Source organism: Faecalibacter bovis (assembly GCF_017948305.1).
Taxonomy (GTDB): Bacteria; Bacteroidota; Bacteroidia; order Flavobacteriales; family Weeksellaceae; genus Empedobacter; species Empedobacter bovis.
Genome location: NZ_CP072842.1, coordinates 1,413,300 through 1,438,358 on the forward strand (window position 1 = coordinate 1,413,300; position 25,059 = coordinate 1,438,358).

21 protein-coding genes are annotated in these 25,059 nt (G+C 33.1%); 12 read left to right on the forward strand and 9 right to left on the reverse strand.

What is annotated here, in order from left to right:
* Positions 1-38 precede the first annotated feature (38 nt).
* The 10 genes from nusG to J9309_RS06830 all read left to right on the forward strand — a co-directional run bounded on the left by nusG (position 39) and on the right by J9309_RS06830 (position 13,468).
* The gene (nusG, locus tag J9309_RS06785) at positions 39-587 is read left to right on the forward strand and encodes a transcription termination/antitermination protein NusG (RefSeq protein WP_230477824.1); all 549 of its coding nucleotides are present in this window, start codon (positions 39-41) and stop codon (positions 585-587) included.
* Between the two features lie 71 nt (positions 588-658).
* Positions 659-1,099 (forward strand): 50S ribosomal protein L11, encoded by a 441-nt coding sequence (rplK, locus tag J9309_RS06790; protein ID WP_230477825.1) that lies wholly within the window; start codon positions 659-661, stop codon positions 1,097-1,099.
* 16 nt (positions 1,100-1,115) lie between these two features.
* Positions 1,116-1,811, forward strand: coding sequence for a 50S ribosomal protein L1 (rplA, locus tag J9309_RS06795; RefSeq protein ID WP_230477826.1), 696 nt, complete (start codon positions 1,116-1,118; stop codon positions 1,809-1,811).
* Positions 1,812-1,823: 12 nt separating this feature from the next.
* The gene (gene rplJ, locus J9309_RS06800) at positions 1,824-2,351 is read left to right on the forward strand and encodes a 50S ribosomal protein L10 (RefSeq protein WP_230477827.1); all 528 of its coding nucleotides are present in this window, start codon (positions 1,824-1,826) and stop codon (positions 2,349-2,351) included.
* 39 nt (positions 2,352-2,390) lie between these two features.
* Entirely contained in the window at positions 2,391-2,756 is a 366-nt protein-coding gene (rplL, locus tag J9309_RS06805; RefSeq protein ID WP_230477828.1) for a 50S ribosomal protein L7/L12, read from the forward strand.
* Between the two features lie 101 nt (positions 2,757-2,857).
* Positions 2,858-6,700: a DNA-directed RNA polymerase subunit beta gene (gene rpoB, locus J9309_RS06810; protein WP_230477829.1), complete on the forward strand. Its 3,843-nt coding sequence runs from the start codon at positions 2,858-2,860 to the stop codon at positions 6,698-6,700.
* A gap of 61 nt (positions 6,701-6,761) precedes the next feature.
* A complete protein-coding gene (rpoC, locus tag J9309_RS06815) occupies positions 6,762-11,036 on the forward strand; it encodes a DNA-directed RNA polymerase subunit beta' (protein WP_230475158.1) in 4,275 nt (1,424 codons plus the stop codon).
* Positions 11,036-11,326: a DUF3467 domain-containing protein gene (locus J9309_RS06820; RefSeq protein WP_230475159.1), complete on the forward strand. Its 291-nt coding sequence runs from the start codon at positions 11,036-11,038 to the stop codon at positions 11,324-11,326. Before rpoC ends, J9309_RS06820 begins: the two co-directional genes overlap by 1 nt.
* Before the next feature lie 229 nt (positions 11,327-11,555).
* A complete protein-coding gene (locus J9309_RS06825; RefSeq protein WP_230475160.1) occupies positions 11,556-12,875 on the forward strand; it encodes a dihydrolipoamide acetyltransferase family protein in 1,320 nt (439 codons plus the stop codon).
* Between the two features lie 86 nt (positions 12,876-12,961).
* Positions 12,962-13,468 (forward strand): hypothetical protein, encoded by a 507-nt coding sequence (locus J9309_RS06830; RefSeq protein ID WP_230475161.1) that lies wholly within the window; start codon positions 12,962-12,964, stop codon positions 13,466-13,468.
* Here J9309_RS06830 and J9309_RS06835 read toward each other — a convergent pair.
* Both J9309_RS06835 and J9309_RS06840 read right to left on the reverse strand, forming a co-directional pair.
* On the reverse strand, positions 13,452-13,934 hold the full coding sequence (locus J9309_RS06835; RefSeq protein ID WP_230475162.1) for a hypothetical protein: 483 nt from the start codon (positions 13,932-13,934) through the stop codon (positions 13,452-13,454). The genes J9309_RS06830 and J9309_RS06835 overlap by 17 nt on opposite strands.
* Positions 13,935-14,070: 136 nt before the next feature.
* The gene (locus tag J9309_RS06840) at positions 14,071-15,576 is read right to left on the reverse strand and encodes a Do family serine endopeptidase (RefSeq protein ID WP_230475163.1); all 1,506 of its coding nucleotides are present in this window, start codon (positions 15,574-15,576) and stop codon (positions 14,071-14,073) included.
* 177 nt (positions 15,577-15,753) lie between these two features.
* Between J9309_RS06840 and dapF the strand changes: the two genes are divergently transcribed.
* Positions 15,754-16,530, forward strand: coding sequence for a diaminopimelate epimerase (gene dapF / locus J9309_RS06845; RefSeq protein ID WP_230475164.1), 777 nt, complete (start codon positions 15,754-15,756; stop codon positions 16,528-16,530).
* Positions 16,531-16,532: 2 nt separating this feature from the next.
* Positions 16,533-17,552, forward strand: coding sequence for an endolytic transglycosylase MltG (mltG, locus tag J9309_RS06850; RefSeq protein ID WP_230475165.1), 1,020 nt, complete (start codon positions 16,533-16,535; stop codon positions 17,550-17,552).
* Positions 17,553-17,600: 48 nt separating this feature from the next.
* Here mltG and J9309_RS06855 read toward each other — a convergent pair whose 3' ends face one another.
* The 7 genes from J9309_RS06855 to J9309_RS06885 form a co-directional block, all read right to left on the reverse strand.
* Positions 17,601-18,008: a hypothetical protein gene (locus J9309_RS06855; RefSeq protein WP_230475166.1), complete on the reverse strand. Its 408-nt coding sequence runs from the start codon at positions 18,006-18,008 to the stop codon at positions 17,601-17,603.
* A 76-nt stretch (positions 18,009-18,084) separates the two neighbouring features.
* Positions 18,085-20,805, reverse strand: coding sequence for a TonB-dependent receptor (locus tag J9309_RS06860; RefSeq protein ID WP_230475167.1), 2,721 nt, complete (start codon positions 20,803-20,805; stop codon positions 18,085-18,087).
* Between the two features lie 19 nt (positions 20,806-20,824).
* Positions 20,825-21,598 (reverse strand): GLPGLI family protein, encoded by a 774-nt coding sequence (locus tag J9309_RS06865; RefSeq protein ID WP_230475168.1) that lies wholly within the window; start codon positions 21,596-21,598, stop codon positions 20,825-20,827.
* A gap of 45 nt (positions 21,599-21,643) precedes the next feature.
* Positions 21,644-22,246: a bifunctional nicotinamidase/pyrazinamidase gene (gene pncA, locus J9309_RS06870; protein ID WP_230475169.1), complete on the reverse strand. Its 603-nt coding sequence runs from the start codon at positions 22,244-22,246 to the stop codon at positions 21,644-21,646.
* 96 nt (positions 22,247-22,342) lie between these two features.
* A complete protein-coding gene (locus J9309_RS06875) occupies positions 22,343-23,125 on the reverse strand; it encodes a GLPGLI family protein (RefSeq protein ID WP_230475170.1) in 783 nt (260 codons plus the stop codon).
* Between the two features lie 68 nt (positions 23,126-23,193).
* Positions 23,194-24,186: a glycosyltransferase family 2 protein gene (locus J9309_RS06880; protein ID WP_230475171.1), complete on the reverse strand. Its 993-nt coding sequence runs from the start codon at positions 24,184-24,186 to the stop codon at positions 23,194-23,196.
* The gene (locus J9309_RS06885; protein WP_230475172.1) at positions 24,183-25,055 is read right to left on the reverse strand and encodes a lysophospholipid acyltransferase family protein; all 873 of its coding nucleotides are present in this window, start codon (positions 25,053-25,055) and stop codon (positions 24,183-24,185) included. The genes J9309_RS06880 and J9309_RS06885 overlap by 4 nt, the downstream gene beginning before the upstream one ends.
* Between the last annotated feature and the right edge of the window lie 4 nt (positions 25,056-25,059).

Below are 25,059 nucleotides of genomic sequence, written 5' to 3' on the forward strand. Positions count from 1 at the left end.
TTGTTTAAACAAATTACCCGTTCAGTAATAGAAGAATCATGAGTGATAAAAAATGGTATGTAATCAAAACTGTAGCTGGTCAAGAGCTTAAGGTTAAAGATTATATTGAAAGAGAAATTCAATACCAAAATTTGAATGATTATATAGGACAAATTGTAGTTCCTATGGAAAAAGTGATTCAAACTAGAAACGGTAAAAAATATCAAAAGGAGAAAGTACACTTTCCTGGTTATGTAATGATAGAAGCAGCTCTTCAAGGAGAGGTGCCTCACGTGATTAAAAACATAGCAGGTGTTATTAGTTTCTTAAGTGCAACTAAAGGTGGTGATCCTGTTCCAATGAGACAATCAGAGGTGAACCGTATGTTAGGTATTGCTGATGAATTAGCTGTAAACGTGGATAACTCTTACATGGCACAGTATATCATTGGTGAAACCGTTAAGGTAATTGATGGTGCTTTCAATGGATTCAACGGAACTGTTGAGAAAATTATTGAAGATAAACGCAAATTAGAGGTTATGGTTTTAATCTTCGGACGAAAAACACCTTTAGAGTTAAACTTCAACCAAGTTGAGAAGATTGTTTAATCAATCAACAAATTTAAAGTAGAATAAATTTAGGCTGCTTCCACATAACGCTTAATTTTAAGATAAAAAAAATGGCAAAAAAAATTGAAAAAGTTGTAAAACTTCAAGTTAAAGGAGGACAAGCAAATCCTTCACCTCCAGTAGGTCCTGCATTAGGTGCTGCTGGTGTTAACATTATGGAGTTTTGTAAACAATTTAACGGACGTACACAAGACAAACAAGGAGCAGTTTTACCTGTTGTTATTACTGTGTATCAAGATAAATCATTTGATTTCGTAATTAAAACTCCTCCAGCTGCAGTGCAGTTAATGGATGCTGCGAATTTAAAGAAAGCTTCTGGTGTTCCAAACCGTCAAAAAGTTGGTACTGTTACTTGGGATCAAGTAAAAACTATTGCTGAGGACAAGTTAGCAGATATGAACTGTTTTACTGTTGAGTCTGCAATGAAAATGATTGCTGGAACTGCACGTTCTATGGGTATAACTGTAAAAGGTGGTCAAGCTCCAGAATAATTAAAAACATTTAGACATGGCAAAGTTGACAAGAAGACAAAAGGAAGCACAAGCTAAAGTAGAAAAAAACAAATTATACTCAATTGAAGATGCATCTTCATTAGTAAAAGAAGTTAACTACGCAAAGTTTGATGCATCAGTAGATATCGCTGTTCGTTTAGGAGTAGATCCTAAGAAAGCAAACCAAATGGTTCGTGGTGTAGTTTCATTACCTCACGGAACTGGTAAAGATGTTAAAGTTTTAGCATTAGTTACTCCAGATAAAGAAGCAGAAGCTAAAGCTGCAGGTGCTGATTATGTTGGATTAGACGAATATTTACAAAAAATTAAAGAAGGTTGGACAGATGTTGACGTTATCGTTACAATGCCAGCTGTTATGGGTAAATTAGGACCATTAGGACGTGTTTTAGGACCTCGTGGTTTAATGCCAAACCCAAAATCAGGTACCGTTACTTTAGAAGTAGGTAAAGCTGTCGCTGAAGTAAAAGCAGGTAAGATTGATTTCAAAGTAGACCGTTACGGAATTATCCACGCAGGTATTGGTAAAGTATCTTTCGATGCTGATAAAATTAAAGAAAATGCGAACGAATTAGTTCAAACTTTAATTAAATTAAAACCAACTGCTGCAAAAGGTACTTACGTAAAAAGCATTACGCTTTCTACAACTCAATCAGTAGGTGTTCCAGTTGATCCAAAAAGTGTAAACGCTTAAAATTAGTAGACTATGGCAATGACAAAACAAGATAAAGCATCAATGATTGAAGAATTACAAGGTGTATTAAATTCTTCTAAAATCATTTATTTAGCAGATATCGAAGGTTTAAACGCTGTTAATTCTACTGAATTAAGAAGAGCTTGCTTTAAAAGCAATGTTTCTTTACGCGTTGTAAAAAACACTTTATTAAAGAAAGCTATGGAGAACATCGAAGACAAAAACTTCGAAGAACTTTATGGATCTTTAAAAGGTAACACTGCATTAATGACTGCTGAAGTAGGAAACGCTCCTGCTAAAGTAATCGATACTTTCAGAAAAAAAGCTGAAAAACCATTATTAAAAGGTGCATGGATTGAAGATAATGTATATGTAGGTGATGATAAATTACCTCAATTAGTAGCATTGAAATCTCGTGAAGAATTAATCGCAGATATCATCATGTTACTTCAGTCTCCAATCAAGACAGTTGTTTCTCAATTAGAGAACAAAGAAAATGCATCAACTGCTGAAGCTACTGAAGAAGCTACAGCTGAATAAGACGCACTCATATATTATAATAAAGTAAAAAAAAACAAAATGGCAGATTTAAAAAAATTAGCTGAAGAGTTAGTAAACTTAACAGTTTTAGAAGTTAACGAATTATCTACAATCTTAAAAGACGAGTACGGAATCGAACCAGCTGCTGCTGCAGTTGTTGTTGCTGCTGCTGGAGGTGAAGCTGCAGAGGAGCAATCAGAATTTGACGTAATCTTAAAAGAGGCAGGAGCTTCTAAATTAGGAGTTGTTAAATTAGTTAAAGAATTAACTGGTAAAGGATTAAAAGAAGCTAAAGATTTAGTTGATTCTACTCCAGCAGTAGTTAAAGAAGCAGTTTCTAAAGATGAAGCTGAAGCTTTAAAGAAACAGCTTGAAGAAGCTGGTGCAGTAGTTGAATTAAAGTAATTTTACTTCAAACAAGATATAGGTTAGGGCCTTCACAGCTAGTGAAAGGTCTTAACCTTTTTACGCATAAAGTCATTATATAAACCAAAATTCATTCGAAATTGGCCACTAAAGCAACAACAAACAACTCGACTGAGAAAAAGCAAAGATTGAGTTTTTCATCTGCAAAAGCAGTAGCTCAGTTCCCTGATTTCCTTGACATACAGATTAAATCTTTCGAAGATTTTTTCCAGTTGGAAACAAGACCTGACCAACGTGGAAACGAGGGTCTTTATAGAACATTTGCTGAGAATTTCCCAATTACGGATACTCGCAATCAGTTTGTTTTAGAATTTTTGGACTACTTCGTAGATCCACCTCGTTACACTATTGATGAGTGTATTGAAAGAGGATTAACTTACAGCGTGCCGTTAAAAGCTCGTCTAAAACTTTACTGTACAGATGATGAGCACGAAGATTTCGAAACTGTAGTACAAGACGTATACTTAGGAACTATTCCTTACATGTCTCCTTCAGGATCGTTTATCATCAACGGTGCAGAACGTGTAATCGTTTCGCAATTACACCGTTCTCCAGGTGTTTTCTTCGGTCAATCTTTTCATGCTAATGGTACGAAGTTATATTCTTCTCGTATCATCCCATTCAAAGGATCATGGATTGAATTTGCTACAGACATCAACAGCGTAATGTATGCATACATCGATCGTAAGAAAAAATTACCTCTTACGACGTTATTACGTGCAATCGGTTACGAAAGAGATAAAGACATCTTAGAGATTTTCGACTTAGCTGAAGAAGTTAAAGTTAATAAAGCAAACTTAAAGAAAGCGATTGGACGTAAGTTAGCTGCTCGTGTATTAAACACATGGCATGAAGATTTCGTAGATGAAGATACTGGTGAAGTAGTATCTATTGAGCGTAATGAGATTATTTTAGATCGTGAAACTATCATCGAAAAAGATCACATTGATCAAATCGTTGATTCAGGGGTTAAAACAATCTTATTACACAAAGAGGATATTAATTCTGCTGATTACAGCATTATCCACAATACTTTACAAAAAGACCCTACTAATACTGAAAAAGAGGCAGTAGAGTATATCTATAGACAATTACGTAACGCTGAGCCACCAGATGAGGAGACAGCACGTGGAATCATTGAAAAATTATTCTTCTCTGATCAACGTTACTCATTAGGTGAAGTAGGTCGTTACCGATTAAATAAAAAATTAGGTTTAAATATTTCGGAAGAAATTCAAGTATTAACGAAAGAGGATATTATCTCTATCATTAAATATTTGATTGAATTAATCAACTCTAAAGCAGAGGTTGATGATATCGACCACTTATCAAACCGTCGTGTTCGTACAGTTGGTGAGCAAATGGCTTCTCAATTTGGTGTAGGTTTAGCTCGTATGGCTAGAACTATCCGCGAAAGAATGAATGTTCGTGACAATGAAGTGTTTACGCCAATTGACTTGATCAATGCGAAAACATTATCATCTGTTATTAACTCTTTCTTTGGTACGAATCAGTTATCTCAGTTCATGGACCAAACAAATCCATTATCAGAGATTACTCACAAACGTCGTTTATCGGCATTAGGACCAGGAGGTTTATCTCGTGAGAGAGCTGGATTCGAGGTACGTGACGTTCACCATACACACTATGGTCGTTTATGTCCAATCGAAACTCCAGAGGGACCAAACATTGGTTTAATTTCATCTTTATGTGTATTTGCTAAAGTAAATAACTTAGGTTTCATTGAAACTCCTTACCACAAAGTAGAAAATGGTGTTGTTGATTTAGAATCAGAACCAATCTATTTATCTGCTGAAGAGGAAGAAGAAAAAGTAATTGCTCAAGCAAACGTTGATATCGCTGATAACGGACAAATCTTAACTGAACGTGTTACTGCTCGTGAAGACAGTGATTACCCAGTTGTAGAGCCATCAGAAGTAGATTTAATGGACGTTGCTCCAAACCAGATCGCTTCTATTTCTGCATCTTTAATTCCATTCTTAGAGCACGATGATGCCAACCGTGCGTTAATGGGATCTAACATGATGCGTCAGGCTGTTCCATTATTACAACCTCAAGCGCCTATTGTTGGTACAGGTTTAGAGAAACAAGTAGCTAAAGATTCTCGTATCTTAAACAATGCTGAACGTGAAGGAATTGTAACTTACGTTGATGCAAACAAAATTGTTGTAAAATACGATCGTTCTGAAGACGAAGAGTTAGTTAGTTTTGACGTTGCAGAAAAAACTTACCATTTAACTAAATTCCGTAAAACGAATCAAGGTACTACTATCACATTAAAACCAATTGTAAAAGTTGGAGATAGAGTAGAAAAAGGTCAAGTATTATCTGAAGGTTATGCTACTGAAAATGGAGAATTAGCAATTGGTCGTAACATGGTTGTTGCCTTCATGCCTTGGCAAGGGTACAACTTCGAGGATGCCATTGTAATCTCTGAAAAAGCTGTTCGTGAGGACTGGTTTACTTCTATCCACATCGATGAATATTCATTAGATGTACGTGATACTAAATTAGGTATGGAAGAATTAACTTCTGATATTCCTAACGTTTCTGAAGAGGCTACTAAAGACTTAGACGAAAACGGTATGATCCGTATCGGTGCTGAAGTTAAACCTGGTGATATCTTAATTGGTAAGATTACTCCAAAAGGTGAATCAGATCCAACTCCAGAAGAAAAATTATTACGTGCGATCTTTGGTGACAAAGCAGGTGATGTAAAAGACGCTTCATTAAAAGCATCTCCATCATTACGTGGTGTTGTTATCGATAAGAAATTATTCTCTCGTAGTATTAAAGATAAGCGTAAACGCTCTCAAGATAAAGCAATTATTGATAGCATCGAAGCTGAATACGATGTTAAATTCAATGAATTAAAAGAGATTTTACTAGAAAAACTTTACGTTTTATTAAACGGTAAAACATCTCAAGGTGTATACAACGACTTGAATGAAGAAGTTATCAAGAAAGGAGTTAAATACACTCAAAAAATCTTATCTAGTGTTGATGAATTCTTAAACTTATCAGGTGCTGAAACTATGTGGACGACTGATGAAGATAAGAATGAATTAGTAAAAGAGTTATTACACAACTATAAAATTAAATACAACGACTTACAAGGTGCATTAAACCGTGAGCGTTTCACAATTTCAGTTGGTGATGAGTTACCAGCAGGAATTGTTAAGTTAGCGAAAATTTACATCGCTAAGAAACGTAAATTAAAAGTAGGGGATAAAATGGCCGGACGTCACGGTAACAAAGGTATTGTTGCTCGTATCGTTCGTGATGAAGATATGCCTTTCTTAGAAGACGGAACACCAGTAAACATTGTACTTAACCCATTAGGGGTACCTTCTCGTATGAATATCGGTCAGATTTATGAAACGGTATTAGGATGGGCTGGTATGAAATTAGGTCGTAAGTTCGCTACACCTATCTTCGATGGTGCAACTGCAGAACAAATCGATGAATTAACTGAAGAAGCTGGATTACCACGTTTTGGTACAACGTACTTATACGACGGTAATACAGGTGAGCGATTCGCTCAGAAAGCAACAGTTGGTGTAATTTATATGCTGAAATTAGGACACATGGTAGATGATAAAATGCACGCGCGTTCTATCGGACCATACTCTTTAATTACTCAGCAACCATTAGGAGGTAAAGCACAATTCGGAGGTCAACGTTTCGGAGAGATGGAGGTTTGGGCATTAGAAGCATTCGGTGCTGCTAATATCTTACGTGAAATCTTAACGGTAAAATCGGATGATGTTATCGGACGTGCTAAAACTTACGAAGCAATCGTAAAAGGAGAACCAATGCCAGAACCTGGTATTCCAGAATCATTTAACGTATTGTTACATGAGTTACAAGGTCTTGGATTAGACATAAACTTGGAAGAATAATAGGGTAACCTATTATTCTCCATTTTCGTTACTATAATATAATTGTTAGATACATTTCTATATGTCAACAAAAAACAAAACAAGTCAATTCTCAAAAATTCGTATTGGGTTAGCTTCTCCAGAATCGATTCTTCAAGAATCTAAAGGTGAAGTTTTAAAACCTGAAACGATTAACTATAGAACGCACAAACCAGAGCGTGACGGTTTATTCTGTGAGCGTATCTTTGGACCTGTAAAGGATTACGAATGTGCCTGCGGAAAATATAAAAGAATCCGTTATAAAGGTATTGTTTGTGACCGTTGTGGGGTTGAAGTTACAGAAAAGAAAGTTCGTCGTGAGCGTATTGGACACATTAACTTAGTTGTTCCAATTGCACACATTTGGTATTTCCGTTCACTTCCTAATAAAATTGGTTACATCCTAGGATTACCATCTAAGAAATTAGATATGGTAATTTACTATGAAAGATATGTAGTTATCCAACCAGGTATCGCAAAAGGACCAGAAGGTGAAGAATTAAATAAATTAGATTTCTTATCTGAAGAAGAGTACTTAGACATCTTAGAAACTCTTCCAATCGAGAATCAATATTTAGAAGATTCAGATCCTAATAAGTTTGTAGCGAAAATGGGAGCTGAAGCTCTTGAGGATTTATTATCTCGCGTAGATTTAGATTCTTTATCTTACGAATTAAGACACAAAGCACATCACGAAACTTCTAAACAACGTCGTACTGAAGCGTTAAAACGTTTACAAGTTGTTGAGTCGTTACGTGAATCAAATATGCACCACGTAAATCGTCCAGAGTGGATGGTAATGCGTGTTATTCCGGTTATTCCACCAGAATTACGCCCATTAGTTCCATTAGATGGTGGTCGTTTTGCAACGTCAGATTTAAATGATTTATACCGTCGTGTAATTATCCGTAACAATCGTTTAAAACGATTAATGGAGATCAAAGCGCCAGAAGTAATCTTACGTAATGAAAAACGTATGTTACAAGAGGCAGTTGATTCATTATTCGATAACACACGTAAAGCATCTGCTGTTAAAGCTGATGGTAACCGTCCGTTAAAATCATTATCTGATTCATTAAAAGGTAAACAAGGTCGTTTCCGTCAAAACTTATTAGGGAAACGTGTAGATTATTCTGCTCGTTCTGTAATTGTTGTTGGACCGACTTTAAAATTACACGAGTGTGGGTTACCTAAAGATATGGCAGCTGAATTATACAAACCATTCGTTGTTCGTAAATTAATCGAGCGTGGAATTGTTAAAACAGTTAAGTCTGCTAAGAAAATTATCGATAGAAAAGAGCCAGTTGTTTGGGATATTTTAGAAAATGTAATTAAAGGTCACCCAGTTTTATTAAACCGTGCCCCTACGTTACACCGTTTAGGTATCCAAGCATTCCAACCGAAATTAATCGAAGGTAAAGCGATTCGTTTACATCCATTAGTGTGTACTGCCTTCAATGCCGATTTCGATGGTGACCAGATGGCCGTTCACTTACCATTAGGACCTGAGGCTGTTTTAGAAGCGCAATTATTAATGTTAGCTTCTCAAAACATCTTAAATCCTGCTAATGGTTCTCCTATTACTGTACCTTCTCAGGATATGGTTCTTGGTCTATATTACATGACTAAAATCCGTTATTCTACAGAGGAAGTAAAAGTTAAAGGTGAAGGATTAACATTCTATTCTGATGAGGAAGTTCAAATTGCTTACAACGAAAAAGCAATTGACTTAAATGCACCGATTAAAGTTAAAACAATCGTTCGTGAAGGAGAAGAGTTAGTTTCTAAAATTATCGAAACTTCTGTTGGACGTGTTTTATTTAACCAAATCGTACCAAAACAGGTAGGATATATTAATGAGGTATTAACGAAAAAATCGTTACGTACTATTATTAATAAAATCATCAAGATTACTGATTTCCCTACAACAGCTGCGTTCTTAGACGATATGAAAGGTCTAGGATACCGTAATGCCTTTGAAGGTGGTTTATCATTCTCTTTAGGTGATATCTTAATTCCAGAACAAAAGAAAGACCTTATCTCTGGTGCAATTTCTCAAGTAGAAAACATCAAGATGAACTATAACATGGGTCTTATTACAAATAATGAGCGTTACAATCAAGTTATTGACGTTTGGACAACAACAAACGCAACTTTAACTGAAATTGTAATGAAGCGTATGACTGAAGACCAACAAGGATTTAACTCTGTATTCATGATGCTTGATTCTGGAGCACGTGGATCTAAAGAGCAAATTCGTCAGTTATCAGGTATGCGTGGATTAATGGCGAAACCTCAAAAAGCTGGTTCATCAGGAGGGGACATCATTGAAAATCCAATTATCTCTAACTTCCGTGAAGGTTTATCAATTTTAGAGTACTTTATTTCTTCGCACGGGGCGCGTAAAGGTCTTGCCGATACTGCCTTAAAAACTGCCGATGCCGGGTATTTAACTCGTCGTTTAGTTGACGTTGCACAAGACGTTATCGTAATGTCTGAAGACTGTGGTACTTTAAGAGGATTAGAAGTTACAGCACTTAAGAAAAAAGAAGAAATCGTTGAAAGAATTTCTGATCGTATCTTAGGTCGTACATCTTTACAAGAAGTATTTAACCCAGAAAATGGTGAATTAATTGCTGATGGTGGACAATTAATTACGGAAGAAATTGCTGATGCGATTGAAGCAGCAGGAATTGAAGTAGTTGAAGTTCGTTCTCCATTAACTTGTGAGGCTAAAACTGGTATTTGTGCTAAATGTTACGGACGTAACTTAGCTACTGGTAAATTAGTTCAACGAGGTGAGTCTGTTGGTGTTGTTGCAGCACAGTCTATTGGTGAGCCAGGTACACAGTTAACGTTACGTACTTTCCACGTTGGGGGTACTGCCGGAAACGTTTCTGAGCAAAATACTTTAAATGCTAAAGTAGATGGTACAGTAGAATTTGATGATTTACGTACAGTTAAATCTGAAACTGAGGATGGAAATATCGTTGATATTGTAGTTTCTCGTTCTACAGAGATGAAGTTAATTGATGCAGCAGGAAATGTTCGTCAAACAACTAATATTGCTTATGGTACAATCTTATTAGTAGAAAACGGAAGTAAAGTTACTAAAGGTCAAGAAATCGGTAGCTGGGATTCATATAATGGGGTAATCGTTGCTGAATCTACTGGACGTATTGAATACGAACAATTAGAGCAAGGTATTACATTCCAAATTGAAATCGATGAGCAAACAGGTTTCCAAGAAAAAGTAATTTCTGAATCACGTAATAAAAAATTAGTTCCTGCGTTACGTGTTATCACGTCAGATGGAGAGGAAAAAACTTACAACTTACCAGTTGGAGCCCACTTAATGGTTAATGACGGTGACAAAATTAAAGCTGGTAAAGTATTAGTTAAGATCCCTCGTAAATCTGCTAAAACAGGGGATATTACAGGAGGTTTACCTCGTATTACAGAGTTATTAGAAGCTCGTAATCCATCTAACCCATCAGTAGTTTGTGAGATGGATGGTGTGGTAACTTTTGGTAAAATTAAGCGTGGTAACCGTGAGATTATTGTAGAATCTAAAAACGGAGAAATTCGTCGTTACTTAGTAAAATTATCTGCTCAAATCTTAGTTCAAGAAAATGACTTTATCCGTGCGGGTGAACCATTATCTGATGGAGCAATTACTCCAGAGGATATTTTAAGAATTAAAGGGCCTACAGCAGTTCAAGAATACTTAGTAAATGAAATCCAAGATGTTTACCGTTTACAAGGGGTAAAAATCGACGATAAACACTTCGAAATCATCGTACGTCAAATGTTACGTAAGGTTAGAATTGTTGACTCAGGAGATTCTCGTTTCTTAGAAGATAGTTTAGAGCATAAAGATGACTTCATGATTGAAAATGATCGTTTATTCGGTATGAAGGTTGTTGAAGATGCAGGTGATTCTACAGAATTACATGCAGGTCAAATCATCACAGCACGTGAGTTACGTGATGAAAACTCTAAATTAAAACGTGAAGATAAAAACTTAGTAACAGCACGTGAAGCTATGCCAGCTACAGCGCAGGCAGTTTTACAAGGTATTACAAGAGCATCGTTACAAACAAAATCATTCATGTCAGCGGCATCGTTCCAGGAAACAACTAAAGTTTTAAATGAAGCTGCAGTTGCTGGTAAAGTTGATAGCTTAAATGGATTGAAAGAAAATGTAATTGTTGGTCACTTAATTCCTGCTGGAACTGGTCTTAAAGAATATCAAGACATCATCGTAGGATCCAACCGAGAATACGAAGAATTAATAAACGCAAAACAAGAATTATAATGTCAGAAAATCAACAAAACGAAGGATTAAACATTGAGTTAAACGAATTAGTAGCTCAAGGAGTTTATGCAACAGGAGCAATCATCAACCACTCAGCATCTGAGTTCGTTGTAGATTTCGTACAATTTATGCCAGGTGCTAGACCAAGCGTAAAATCTCGTATCATTTTATCTCCTTTACAAGCTAAACAATTAGCTTCTTCATTAGCTGAAAATGTAGCTACTTTCGAAAAAAACTTTGGTGAGATTAAACAACCTCAACAAAACGGAACAGCAAACTACGAAGCTTAATTAATTTAAAGCTTTAATAAGATAAGCCGTTGGATTTATATCCAACGGCTTTTTTATTGCGATATTCTTAATAAGTTAGAATCATGTACTGTCTTATTTATTAAAAAGATAAAATATCACTATTAAATTTATCAAATTAGTAAAATTTTTATTAACATTAATTTTATGCTTTTTTGAATTGGTTTAAAAAATTCATTAGATTTGTATAACAAGCTAAATACATTATATAATGTCTGACTATAAATTAATTTTACCTTCTATGGGTGAAGGTGTAATGGAAGCTACTGTTACAAATTGGATTAAGAATATTGGTGATTCAATCTCTGAAGACGAATCTGTTGTAGAAATTGCAACGGATAAAGTAGATTCTGATGTTCCATCTCCGGTAGCAGGAATTTTAAAAGAAATTTTAGTTCCAGTTGACGGAATTGCTAAAGTTGGTGAACCAATTGCTATTTTAACAGTTGAAGGAATAGGATCTGAAGAAGTAGAACCAAAAGCTACAGATGTAGTTGCTGAAGCTCCGAAAGAGGTTGTAGAAGCAGCACAAACAATCCAACAGGAAATTAAATCTGCATTACCACAAATAAATGATGATTTTAAATCAGAAAAATTCTATTCTCCATTAGTTCGTTCTATAGCAAAAGAAGAAGGTATTTCTGACTCAGAGTTAGATACAATTTCTGGAACAGGAGCCTCAGGTCGAGTTACAAAAGAAGATATTAAAAAGTATTTATCTAATCGTGCTAATCCTACTACAAAGCAAGTTGTTGAAACAGTTAAACAACCAACGCCAATTGCTGCTGCACCAATACAGCAACCAGTTGCTTTTGTTGATGGAGAGGACGAAATTATAGAAATGGATAGAATGCGTAAAATTATTGCGCAAAATATGGTTTCTGCAAAACAAACAGCTCCTCACGTAACATCTTTTGTTGAAGTTGATATGACAAATGTTGTATTATGGAGAGAGAAGAATAAAAAAGAATTTGAAAAGAAGCATGGTGAAAAAATTACTTTTATGCCAATTTTCATCGATGCAGTTACACGTGCTATTCAAGATTTCCCGATGATTAATGTTTCTGTTGATGGAGATAAAATCATTAAGAAAAAGAATATCAATATAGGTATGGCTGCTGCATTACCTTCAGGAAATTTAATTGTTCCTGTTATCAAAAATGCAGATCAATACAATTTAGCTGGTTTAGCTAAACAAGTGAATGATTTAGCAGTTAGATCTAGAGGAAATAAATTAAAACCTACAGATATACAAGGTGGAACTTACACCATAACAAATATTGGTACTTTTGGAAATGTGTTAGGAACGCCAATTATTCCACAACCTCAAGTTGCGATTTTAGCAGTAGGTGCTATTGTAAAAAAACCAGCTGTTATTGAAACACCAATAGGAGATGTAATTGGAATTCGTCATAAAATGTATTTATCTCACGCATACGATCATCGTGTAGTTGATGGTGCATTAGGAGGTATGTTTGTGAAGAGAGTAGCAGAATATTTAGAAGCTTTCGATATCAACACACCAGTTTAAAAATTTTTCAATATAATATATAAAACCTTTGATTTCGGTCAAAGGTTTTTTTATACCTTTAGAAAACAAAAGCTATAATTCAAACTATGGGATCATTTATTTCATTACTTATAATTATTTTAGGATTTATTATTTTTTGCGCAATTTTCTTTTTCGTTTCAGTTTCTGATGCAAAAGTGAGAGAGAAAAGTACGTTAGAAATTTTAAAATCTTTACCTAAAAATATAACTGATAAATGGGTAGTTAGATACAATATTGGTAGACCACAAGGAAGATTCTTGAAAATGAAAACTTTTCAAGGAAGTGGTGTATTATATATTGATCAGAATGAAATACATTTTGAAGATGTATTAGGAAATGAATCTCATGTATTTCAATTAAACGAATGCAAAATTTCTTGGGTTGAAAATAAAATTAACGGAATTACGAATTCTTTTAAAATTGTTGACCAAGATCGTGCAATGTATTTCTATGTAGAAAAGGGTATTTCAGTTGTTAATTCGATTGAAGAAAATGCTTCTACTTCAGAATTATATTCTTATCTAAAAATGCTTCGTAAAGCGAATAAAAAGCAAACTAAAACAATTGAGTAGGTAGGTGAATTGTTAATCCAGCTCTAAACCCATTCATGTTTTTAAAATCTTCGTATTCTCTAAATTCAAAAGCATAACCTGCATTAAATTCTAATAAACTCAATACTGCAAAACCAACTTTTGGTGTAATTGTCCACGGGGAAAAGTCAACTCTAGCTGAGTAAAATGCAGAATTAATATTACTTGAATATGGATCGCCTGGATTATTCTTGAAATTAAAAAGATATCCAAACCCTACTTCAGGAATTGCACGAAACTGATCTTGCATATACCCTAAATTAACATTTGCATTAATTGTAAATATATTGTCGTTTTCTTGGACCAAATATAAGTCTGTTCCCAATCGACCATAGTTTCCATTCCAATATTCGTATCCAGCATTTAATACAAAATACGATGTTGTTTTCTTTTGTGCGTTCACAACAAAAGAAGTTAGAAGAAATAATAATGCAAATAATCTTTTCATTTTGTAAAATTACAATTTATCAGTTAAAGAATATAAAGTTGAATAATCGAAATTTGAGAAATAAAAAATCGGGCAATTGCTTTTAGTCAATTGCCCGATTTTTCCTGTATAAATATCTAAATGAAATTCGAAATTATTAATCCATTTGGAAACCTTTAGTATAAATTCTACCGTAGAAATCAGCGAATTTAATACTTACACGACCTTTATGGTTTTTCAAGATTTTCTCAATGTCTTGTTGAGAAGAAACTTCTTTATCATTTACTGATAAGATAATGAATTCTTTCTGAACTCCAGCACCAGCTAATTTTCCGTTTGGTTCAATATCTTTAACCATAACACCATAATTAATACCAAAGTTATCTTTTTGTCTTTCAGTCAACGGCTCAAAAGTAGCTCCTAAAACCTCAGCAGGTGTTAAATCTGCTTTGCTTCTAGTCGAAGCATTTCCTTTTGCATCTTTTAAAGTTAACGTAAACTCACGCTCTTTACCATCTCTTAAAACAGTAACAGTTACTTTATCACCAGGACGTTTGCTACCAATTTGGAATGATAAGTTAGAGAATGAATTAATATTTTTACCATCAATTTGTGTAATAATATCTCCATTCTTGATACCTGCATCAATCGCAGAACCGTTGTTAGTTACATTTGTAACCATTACACCTTTACCAGTTTTGATATTTTTCTTTTCTTGTGCGTTATATGCTTTTACGGCTTGGTCATCAGATAAATCAAAACCTTGAATACCTAAATATCCTCTTTGTACTAAACCGTATTTTTTAATATCCTCTACAACTTTCTTAACTAAATTAGCTGGAACAGCAAAACCGTAACCCGCATAAGAACCTGTTGGCGAAGAAATCGCAGTATTGATACCGATTAAATCTCCGTTCGCGTTTACTAAAGCTCCACCAGAGTTACCTGGATTAATTGCAGCATCTGTTTGAATAAATGATTCGATTGGAGAATCAGAGTTTTGTCTTAATAAATTAATACTTCTACCTTTTGCAGAAATAATACCCGCTGTTACAGTAGAATTTAAACCAAATGGATTACCAACAGCTAACACCCAATCACCAACATTAATCACATCCGAATCTACAAATTTGATAAATGGTAAACCTTTGTCTTCAATTTTTAACAGAGCAATATCAGTACTTGGATCCGAACCGATTAAATCTGCTGTATATGTTTTTTGATTATTTAATTTAACTTCAATTTTATTCGCACCCTTAATCACGTGGTTATTTGTCACAATATAACCATCAGCCGAGATAATTACACCAGATCCAGAACCTGCAGGTTGATTTTCATCCGCTTGGCTACGTCCTTGTTGTCTTTGTTCAGGAAATCCAAAGAAGAAATCAAATGGATCCATTCCTCTTTGTTGTCTTTGCGATTGTGGCTGGTAATTATTAATGGCAACAACTGTGTTTACGGTTTTATTTGCAGCATCTACAAAACTTGGAGCATTATAATTATAGTTACCTTTGTAATCAACAAATTCAAAATCTCCATTTTGTAGATTTGAATTTGTTACTAAAGGATTTTCGATTTTATCTTGTAATAAATAGAATCCTCCTAAAGTAGTCATAGAACTCATAAGTCCTACTAACATGTAGTTTGTATATTTTTTCATTTTGATAAAAATTAAATTAATTGAGTTTAGTTTTATTGTTTTGCTTATTTCAAATTTAAGACCAAAACTTTAACATTTGCAATCTGTTTAACTCATATTTAACAAATTTGTCAATTTTATTAAATAATACTTAAGAGTGAAGAAAATTTATTTATTTTGTAAAAATTATTAAAAGAAGTGAAAATTAAATTCTATAAATATCAAGGTGCTGGGAATGATTTTGTGATGATCGATAATAGAGAGGGCAATTTTCCTGTTAATAAAGATATAATTGAACACATTTGTGATCGCAATTTTGGAATTGGTGGTGATGGATTGATTTTGTTAGAAAATGACGCAGAAACTGATTTCAGAATGGTATATTTTAATTCTGATGGTAACGAAAGTACAATGTGTGGGAACGGAGGACGTTGTATTGTTCGTTTTGCGCATGATTTAGAAGTTACAGACGAGAATATGACTTTTAATGCAATCGATGGTTTACATCACGCAGTTGTTGATGGCGAAACGATAAGATTACAAATGATCGATATTAAAGAAGTAGAAGATCATGACAAATATTTATTCATGAATACAGGTTCTCCACATCATGTTGAATTTGTTGATAGTGTAAAAAATGTTGATGTTTACAATAGAGGAAAACAAATCCGAAACGGAGCTCCATATTATGAATCAGGTTCTAATGTAAATTTTGTTGAAGTTTTACCCAATCAAACTTTAAAAATTAGAACGTATGAACGTGGAGTTGAAGATGAAACTTTGGCATGTGGTACCGGAATTACAGCAGCTGCAATCGCTTCTTACATAAGAGGATTTGTAAAAGAAAACGACATTCATGTGGAAGCATTGGGCGGAAAATTATCTGTAAATTTTGACGAAAAAAATAATACCTTTGAGAACGTATGGTTAAATGGACCTGCAAAAAGAGTTTTCGAAGGAGAAATTGAAATTTAACAATGACAAAAAAGTTAATTTTATTAGCAATTATGTCAGTTTTTACATTGACGAGTTGTGATTTTATAAATGGTTTTAAAGGAAATACGACGAAAGAAGGAGCAATTTATATTCCTCGTGGTGCAGATTTTAATCAAGTTTTAGACTCGATAAAACCATATTTAAAAAACGTTGAGGAATTTAAAAAATTTGCAGAATCTGCCGATTATCCAGCGACTATTAAACCTGGGAAATATAAAATCTTAGCAGATGATAGCAGTAGTTCTATTATCGATCGTTTACAAGGTGGTGAGCAAGAAGAAGTAAAGCTTCGTATTAAAAATGAACCTACTTTGTATCACATGATAGGTTCTGTGTCTCGTCAAGTAGATATTGATTCGACAGAATTGGCAAATTATATTGCTGAATGGTCTATAGAAAAAGATACAGCGTTAAATGCTGAAACTGTAAAACAGTTTTTTATTCCTGAAACGTATTTTGTGTATTGGTCGATAACGCCTGAAAAGTTTGTTGAACGTATGGAAAAGCAATATAATATTGTTTGGAATGAAGAACGTTTAGCAAAAGCAAAAGCGATGAATATGACGCCACTTGAAGTTACTACATTAGCTTCTATTGTACAGTTAGAGTCATCGGATCATGAAGAAGATCAAAAAGCAGTTGCAAAAGCGTACTTAAATCGATTAGCTATTGATATGCGCTTAGAGGCTGATCCAACATCGATTTATGCACATAAATTAGAAAATGGATTTGATCAAAAAGTTCAACGCGTTTACAAGAAATTAACGTGGTCTCATAATGCATACAACACGTATCGAAATAAAGGTTTACCGCCAGCGCCAATTTGTTTGCCAAATGTTCCAATGATTGATGCAGTTTTAAATCCTGCAGATCACGATTACATTTATTTCGCAGCAGATCCGGATCGACCAGGCTACCACAGTTTTGCAAAAACTTTTGAAGAGCATAAAGTAAATGCGGATAAGTATCGCAAATGGGTGAAAGAAAATAATATTAAATAGCATAAAAATAAAAACCACTCTTTCGAGTGGTTTTTTTATGTTTAAAAGTTATAAAATCTCTTTTCTTTGAAAGATGTTGTATCTAGTTATTTTTATTGAATCGGTACAAAATTCTAAATCTCCAATACAAACAGAAGGATCTAATTGATTTATTAAGATTTCTTCATTATCACTCAATTCAATTCTTTTAATCGTATTGTTTTCGGTTGGCAATTTTTGATAGATGAATAAGGAACAAATCGCTAGAGTAAATAGTGCTGTAATTTTTTTAACTATTGTATTTTTACTTCCAAGTTTTATCCAATAATAAAAAGAAAATCCTAAACTAAGAACCATTAGTAACAATTCTGTCGAATTAAAATCAACTTTTTTAAATTCCCATTCAGGAAATAATATGCGTTTAAATAATATGACTGTAAATAAGATTATGGCGAATTTAAAAGAAGTGATTTTCATGGATAGAACTATTTTTCATAAAGATAGGAATAAAAAAAGAGGCTATAAAGCCTCTTTTTGATTATTATGTATGGTATTAGAATTTATATCTCAAATTTACTAAGAAATAACGTCCTAAAACATCTGTTGTAGTTGTTTGAATAAAGTTATCGTTAAATGAGTTATTAACAATAACATTATTTCCTAATATGTTTCCAGCTACAAATGTGATGTAAGTCTTTTTAAAGGCATTGTAACGTAATGAAGCGTTTAATTCTTTTGCTTCGTTAATGCGAACTCCGTCACGGTTCTGAATTCTGTAAGAGAAATCAGATTGTAATAAAAGTTTATCCGTTACATTCCAAGCAATATCTCCGAAAGGTCTCCAGTTTGCAAACTCTTGTTCAATTCTCGATTCGAATTTAGAGAAAGAAGCATTTAATCCAGCTTTTAATTCTAATTTCTTTTTAATTGTAAATGTATTAGTCAATGTATAGTTTTGGTTAAAACTTTTATTGTTTACATCTACATAATCAGCATCATTTATACCTTTTGTATATGTGTACGAATTAGACCAAGATAAATTTCCGTTTAAACGTGCTTGGTACCATTTTTTGAAACGTTTACCAAGATTGAAATTTGCACCATAGCTTTCTTCTTCGTAATCTGAATTGATCAATGTATTTTCTTGAATAATAGAAAATGCATCAGGATTATTTTCATCTAAAAACACTTTGTCCATGCGAGAAGCAGTTTGTATACTTCTGTCACGTTTTGTGTAAGTAAGACCAGCAAAAACGTTAAAGAAATTAAACGAATTAAAGTGATGGAAATTTAAAGATGAATTATGCGTTAAAGCTTGTCTTAAATTTTGATTTCCGATAAATACAGAACGATAGTTTTGTAAAGAATAAGATTCAGTTAGATCTTTTGCATGTGGAAAACTATAATTTTGGCTGTAATTAGCAAATAAACTTGTAGCGTTATTAAAGCTATATTTTAAGTTTGCGTGAGGTAAAATTTTCGTTTCGTTAAACTTGATACTTTTACCATCTACAAAATTTGCCTTTTCATTAAAGTTAGAAACTCCAGCTCCTAAATCAGCTTGAAATTTCCCGATTTTCTTCGTAATTGTAGCATCAGCAAACGTTTCATTGTAATCAAATTCAGTATCAGAAATCATTGAACGTCCATTGATACTTTGTGTTACTAAATTTCCTAAATCATAGATTTTATTGTCTAAATCTTGCATAGAAAAGTTTGTACCAATTTTCAACTTTAAGTTAGTTGAGTTATTGATTAGATGGTTGTAAACTGAATATATTTGAAATGTATTTGTTACATATTTCTGGTTTTGGTTAATTAAATAACGACCAGAATTAGATGCTGTAGATTCAAAAATATTGAATATTTTTTCTTCAGAATCCATAAATAAATCAGGCGTTTCCTTTTGGTATTGGTGACGTAAATAGAAACCAATATTATGATCACGACCAACTTTACGGATATAAGATAACGTTTGACTAAAACTATAATTTTTGCGATCTGTAAGATTTTTGTTGAAACCTGTAAATTCACCGTTTCTGTAACGATCTACACCTTGTTCGTCATCATTACCCGTATAATTTAAGTTTAATCGGTATTTAACTTCACCTTTATCATTTGGGTTCCAATCAATACGTAAACGTCCCATTGCAGATAATAAATTATTTTTATTTTCTGAACGATCTTCTTCAGTAAATCCATCATTATATTTACGTTCTACGATAGAATTGTATCTGATATTATTTGTATTAACCAATCCAAATCCAGAGATTTTTAAACTTTTCTTAGGTTCGTATCCAAAGTGAGCTGCACCATTGTATGTGTTCATTTCGGCAGCATTCGTATTAGATCCAAAATTTAATGCAGAATTTCCTCCACGTAAAGAATAGATACTACCTTCAGCGCTAAATTCTGAGAATCCACCGAAGAAACTAAAATAATCTTCACGATCAAAAACTTCTTTACCATAGGTATTGAAATCGTTGATTACCGTAGCATCCATTTTTTCAGAAAAATAAAACATTTTTAACTGTGCATCGGCATGTTTGTCAGCATCACCACCCAAGGTAGCATTACCAAAAACTAAACTTTTCATGTCTTCTTTCAACTCGATATTTAACGAAGCTTGTTCGTCTTCTTGTAATGAAGAAGCAAATGGATTAGATTTGAATTTAGTATTTAACTGAATTTTAGAAACAGCATCAGAAGGTAAATTTTTATTTAAAAGTTTTGTGTTACCACCAAGAACTTCGCGTCCACCAACAGTAATGGTATTAATTTCTTTTCCTTTGTGATACACTTTTCCATTTTCAACTTCGATACCTGGAAGTTTTTTTAAGATATCTTCTAAAACTTCTTCGTTACCAACTTTGAAAGAATCTGCGTCATATTCAATCGTATCACCTTTAATTTTAATTGCTTGTTGAGCTTTTACAATTGTTTCTTGTAAAGAAATTGTTTCACCACCTTTGATTAATTTAATCTTTTCGGTTTTATTTCCATTTAGTTCAATTTTCTTCACTAAAGTTTCAAAACCTGGTTGTTCAATTTCAATTTCGTACGCTTGATTACAAGGAAGTGTAAATTCAAATTCACCATCATTATTAGTGAATACAAATCCTTTTCCTTCGTTATTAGAATCAAAAGCAGAAACAGATGCATCAGTTACAGGAATTCCATTTTCGTCTAAAATTGTTCCTTTCAATTTACAATCTTGAGCGAAAGATGTAACCATCGCAAATTGTAAAAAGAAAAAGTAGAGTAAATTTTTCATTTATTTTGGTTGTATAATTTTATTGGGTGTCGACTCCGCTACCCATCATTTCTTTGTATTGTTCTTGTAATTTTTTCATTTCTTCCATGAATTCTTTTTCAGTAACAACTTTTCCTTTTGTCGGAAGTGAAACTTTTAATTCTTTGTCAGAAATTTTTAATTCTTTTAAAGTAAAAATCATTTTAGCATTGTTAACTTCATATTCAGCTTTGATGATTAAACCTGGTAAACCACTAATACTTTGTGGACCATCTTTAATTGCAATTTCTGGTGCATACCATGCGTTAACTTTTACAGAATCCATCATTACACCTTCTGCTTTAGTTACTTTATAACCTGCAATTTCAGCTTTTTCACGAGTAATTTTCCAGTTATAATTTGGTGAATCCTTCATTAAATACTGCTTTACACCCATGTCTATTTCTTTGTAATAAGTAGCTGGAGTAGTAGTTAAATCTTTATAGTAAGGAAACTTATCCATTGCAGTAATTTGTTGAACTATCATTCCACCTGCAGATTGCGAATTTGAAATTTTTTCTTCCAGTTTAAATGAAGATTGTTTACCATTCGAGTTTAAAAAGTAGTTCATGAAAATCCCAGCGTTAATCTCAGCTTTTAACATTTCTTCTACTTGTGAACGATATGCTTGTGGAACTTGTTTTAGAGTTGCGTCTAAATCTAATTTCATCTCGCAAACATAAGTTGCTTCAATATTTTGAGTTTTATTTTCTTGTGCAAAAGAAAAGCTGGTTGTAAGAAAACCTAAAGCGAATGAAAATAATAATTTTTTCATAATAAAAGTTGTTTTAAATGGTTAGTAGTGGTTGGTATTAAAACGTTACAAAATGTAAGAAGATATTTTTCCGCCTTTGGCTCTGAAGTTATCTTTAAGATCTATAAAATGGATGGGATCAATGGCTTTTGTAGATTCATCTAAAATAGTAGATTCGTAACCCAAAGTAAGCGCATCCATAGCAGTGTAGTACACACAAAAATCTGCTGCTAACCCACAAACGAAAACTGAAGTTACTTTACGTTCTTGTAAATAGCCGTGTAATCCGGTAGCTTTTTTATGTCCATTATCAAAAAAACCACTGTACGAATCTATTTCTGGATTTGTACCTTTTCTGAAAATAGCTTCAATTTTATTTGTGTTTAAATCTTTATGAAGTTCAGCTCCTTTAGTTGATTGTATGCAGTGATCTGGCCAAAGTGTTTGTTGTAATCCATTTAAATCAATCACATCAAATGGATTTTTATCTTCATGTTGTGAAGCAAAACTTTTATGATTCGCTGGATGCCAATCTTGAGTTGCAACTACGATCTCAAATTTTTTTTGAATTTCGTTGATGCGAGATATAATTTTATCACCGTCCGGAACGGCTAAAGATCCTCCAGGAATAAAGTCATTCTGGATATCTACAATAATTAATGCTTTCATTGGTTTATTTAAATTAATAAATTGATACTATCAAAATAAAGTCCAATTTACTACTTAGAGTAATTGAACTTTAATATATAAACTATGAAACTGAAATTAATCTCTACGATTTACCCCTTGATCGCGCATTTGCTCGAATCGTTGACGTTGTTCGTCTTGTAATTTTTTTAAATCTGCTTCTGTAATTGTAGATTTTGCTTTTGGAGCTTCTAAATTTTTTGTGTCGTTCACAGTTTTAATATCTGTGATAGTAATTACTTTTCTTCCTTTGATTGGACCTTGTTCAATTTCAGTTGAAACTTCAAGAATTAATCCAGGTAAACCCCAATAATTTTCAGGACCAGTTTTAGCCGGAATTTTTGTTGTATACCAAGCTACAATAGTTTGTCCGTCTTTTTCGGCAGTAGCTTTACGAGCTTCATTACCTAAAATTGTTCTTGTTTCACGCGTCATTTTCCAATCGTAGTTTGGCAATTCATCTTTAACTGTATATGATTTAGAGAACATATTTACTTCTTTCATATAAGTTTTAATCGAAATATCTTTATAAATATTATCACCACCACCAAAACGCATCATTCTCATTCCACCACGACCACCAGGACCGCTTTGTTGATCGTTACTAATTTTTTCAATAGCCTTGTAAGTTGATTGATCTCCAAAAATTGTAAGAGTACTCTCCTGAGGTTCTTGAATTCTCTTCATCATTTGTTCTTGCATTTCTTTAGGCATTTGTCTGCCGCTTCCACCACCTGGAGGTTGAAATGTAAAATCTTCTGGAAGGATTAATTTTGAAGAATAAGTAACTTCGAACTTTTCAGTTTGAGCGTAAGAAAATGCTGAAAGAGCAACAGTAGTTATAATAAGTAATTTTTTCATTTTAATAATTATGATTTTATAACTATAAGACAAAAAAAACTCCGATTAGTTTAATCGAAGTTTTAGAATTATTTTAAGTCTTTAAAATATTGTCTCTTTTTTATAAAATACTGAAATGGGATTAATTCCTTTGTTCCATAATTTCTAATTTGATGAGGTCCACGTTTTTTATACATTTTAGAGAAATCTCTGTAAAAATGCATGTGCGACATAAAAATCGCCCATAAATGGCCAAAACCTTCATAAAACATAAATACAATCGCTGAGATTCCGTCTAATGTTAATCTCGAAAAGATAATTGGAAATAATTGATCTTTCGGAAGATTTTTTAGATACATATTCAAACTATTTCTGAAATTTAAATATGTTTTTCTTGGGTTGTTTTTTTGTAAAGTTCCACCACCTAAATGATAAACGGTTGAAGAACCACAGTAATAAATTTTACGATTTTCATTCTTCAATCGCCAACACAAATCAATTTCTTCCATGTGTGCAAAGAAATCTTCATCGAACCCTTTTTGACGGAAAAAATCTTCTTTTCGAATAAATAAACTTGCACCAGTAGCCCAAAAACATTCAATCGTGTCATTGTATTGCCCTTTATCTTCTTCTAAAGTCCAAAATACACGCCCACGACAAAATGGATATCCAAATTTATCCATAAAACCACCACCAGCACCAGCGTATTCGAAGTGAGTTTTATTTTTGTAATCTAAAATTTTTGGTTGCACAGCTGCGATCGAATTATCTTTTTGGAATAATTCCATAATAGGTTCAGTCCAATTTGCTGTAACTTCAACATCTGAATTTAATAAACAAAAAATATCAGCATCAATGTGTTTCAAACCTTCGTTATAACCTTTGGCGAAACCAAAATTGCCTTGGTTTTTAATTATTTTTACTGAAGGATAATCAGCTTCTAAATAGGCTATTGAATCATCTGTAGATGCATTATCAATAACATATATATCGGCGTTTTTAGTGTGCTGAATAACGGATGGTAAAAATTCTTTTAATAAGTTTTTTCCATTCCAATTTAATATCGCTATTGCAAGTTTCATTGAAAATTTTCTTTTTTATATTTCCAACGTTTATGGCTCCAAAGCCAATTATCAGGTTGTGCAATAATTGCATCCTCTAACTTTTGGAAAAATGTATGTACAATTTCGTTTTCTTCGAATTTTATACCATTTTTAGGTACTATTCTTTCATAAGAAATGTGATAATATCCACGACGTATTCGCTGCATGTTGCAAAAAATCACACCCATATCTTTTCGTGTCGCGATTTTATCAAAAGCATTGAAAACTGGAGTTTCCTGATTCAAGAAAGTTAACCAATAATGTATGGCTTGTTTTTTTGGACTTTGGTCGGCAATAAATAAATAAGCGTTTGTACCATCACTTGGTGTACGCATCATGTAGCGCATGATGTCCTTCATATCTACAGCTTTTGTACCTAATCTTTCTCGAGTTAGATTAATTTTATCATTCCAAAAAGGGTTTTTGATTTTATGATAAACAGCAACATCATGTTCATAGTCCATATGTTTTGCAGTTCCAGATAAAAATTCCCAATTAAACATATGACCGGTCATCAATAGACAATCTTTATTTTCAGCTTTTACTTCTTGGAAAACTTCTACGTTTGTATATGAAATACGTTTGTCATATTCTTCCTGAGTAATAGACATAGATTTTAAAGTTTCAACTAGAAAGTCTGAAAAATTTCGATAAAAATCTTTATAAATTTTTTTGATTTCTGAGTCTGATTTATCTGGAAAAGAATTTTTAAGATTGGTTATAATCACTTTGCGTCTATAACCAATTACGGTATGTAATAAAAAGAATAAAATATCAGAAAACACGTAAAGTACACTGAGTGGTAAACGTGAAAATTGATAAATTATAAAATAGAGTATATTGTTCATCTGT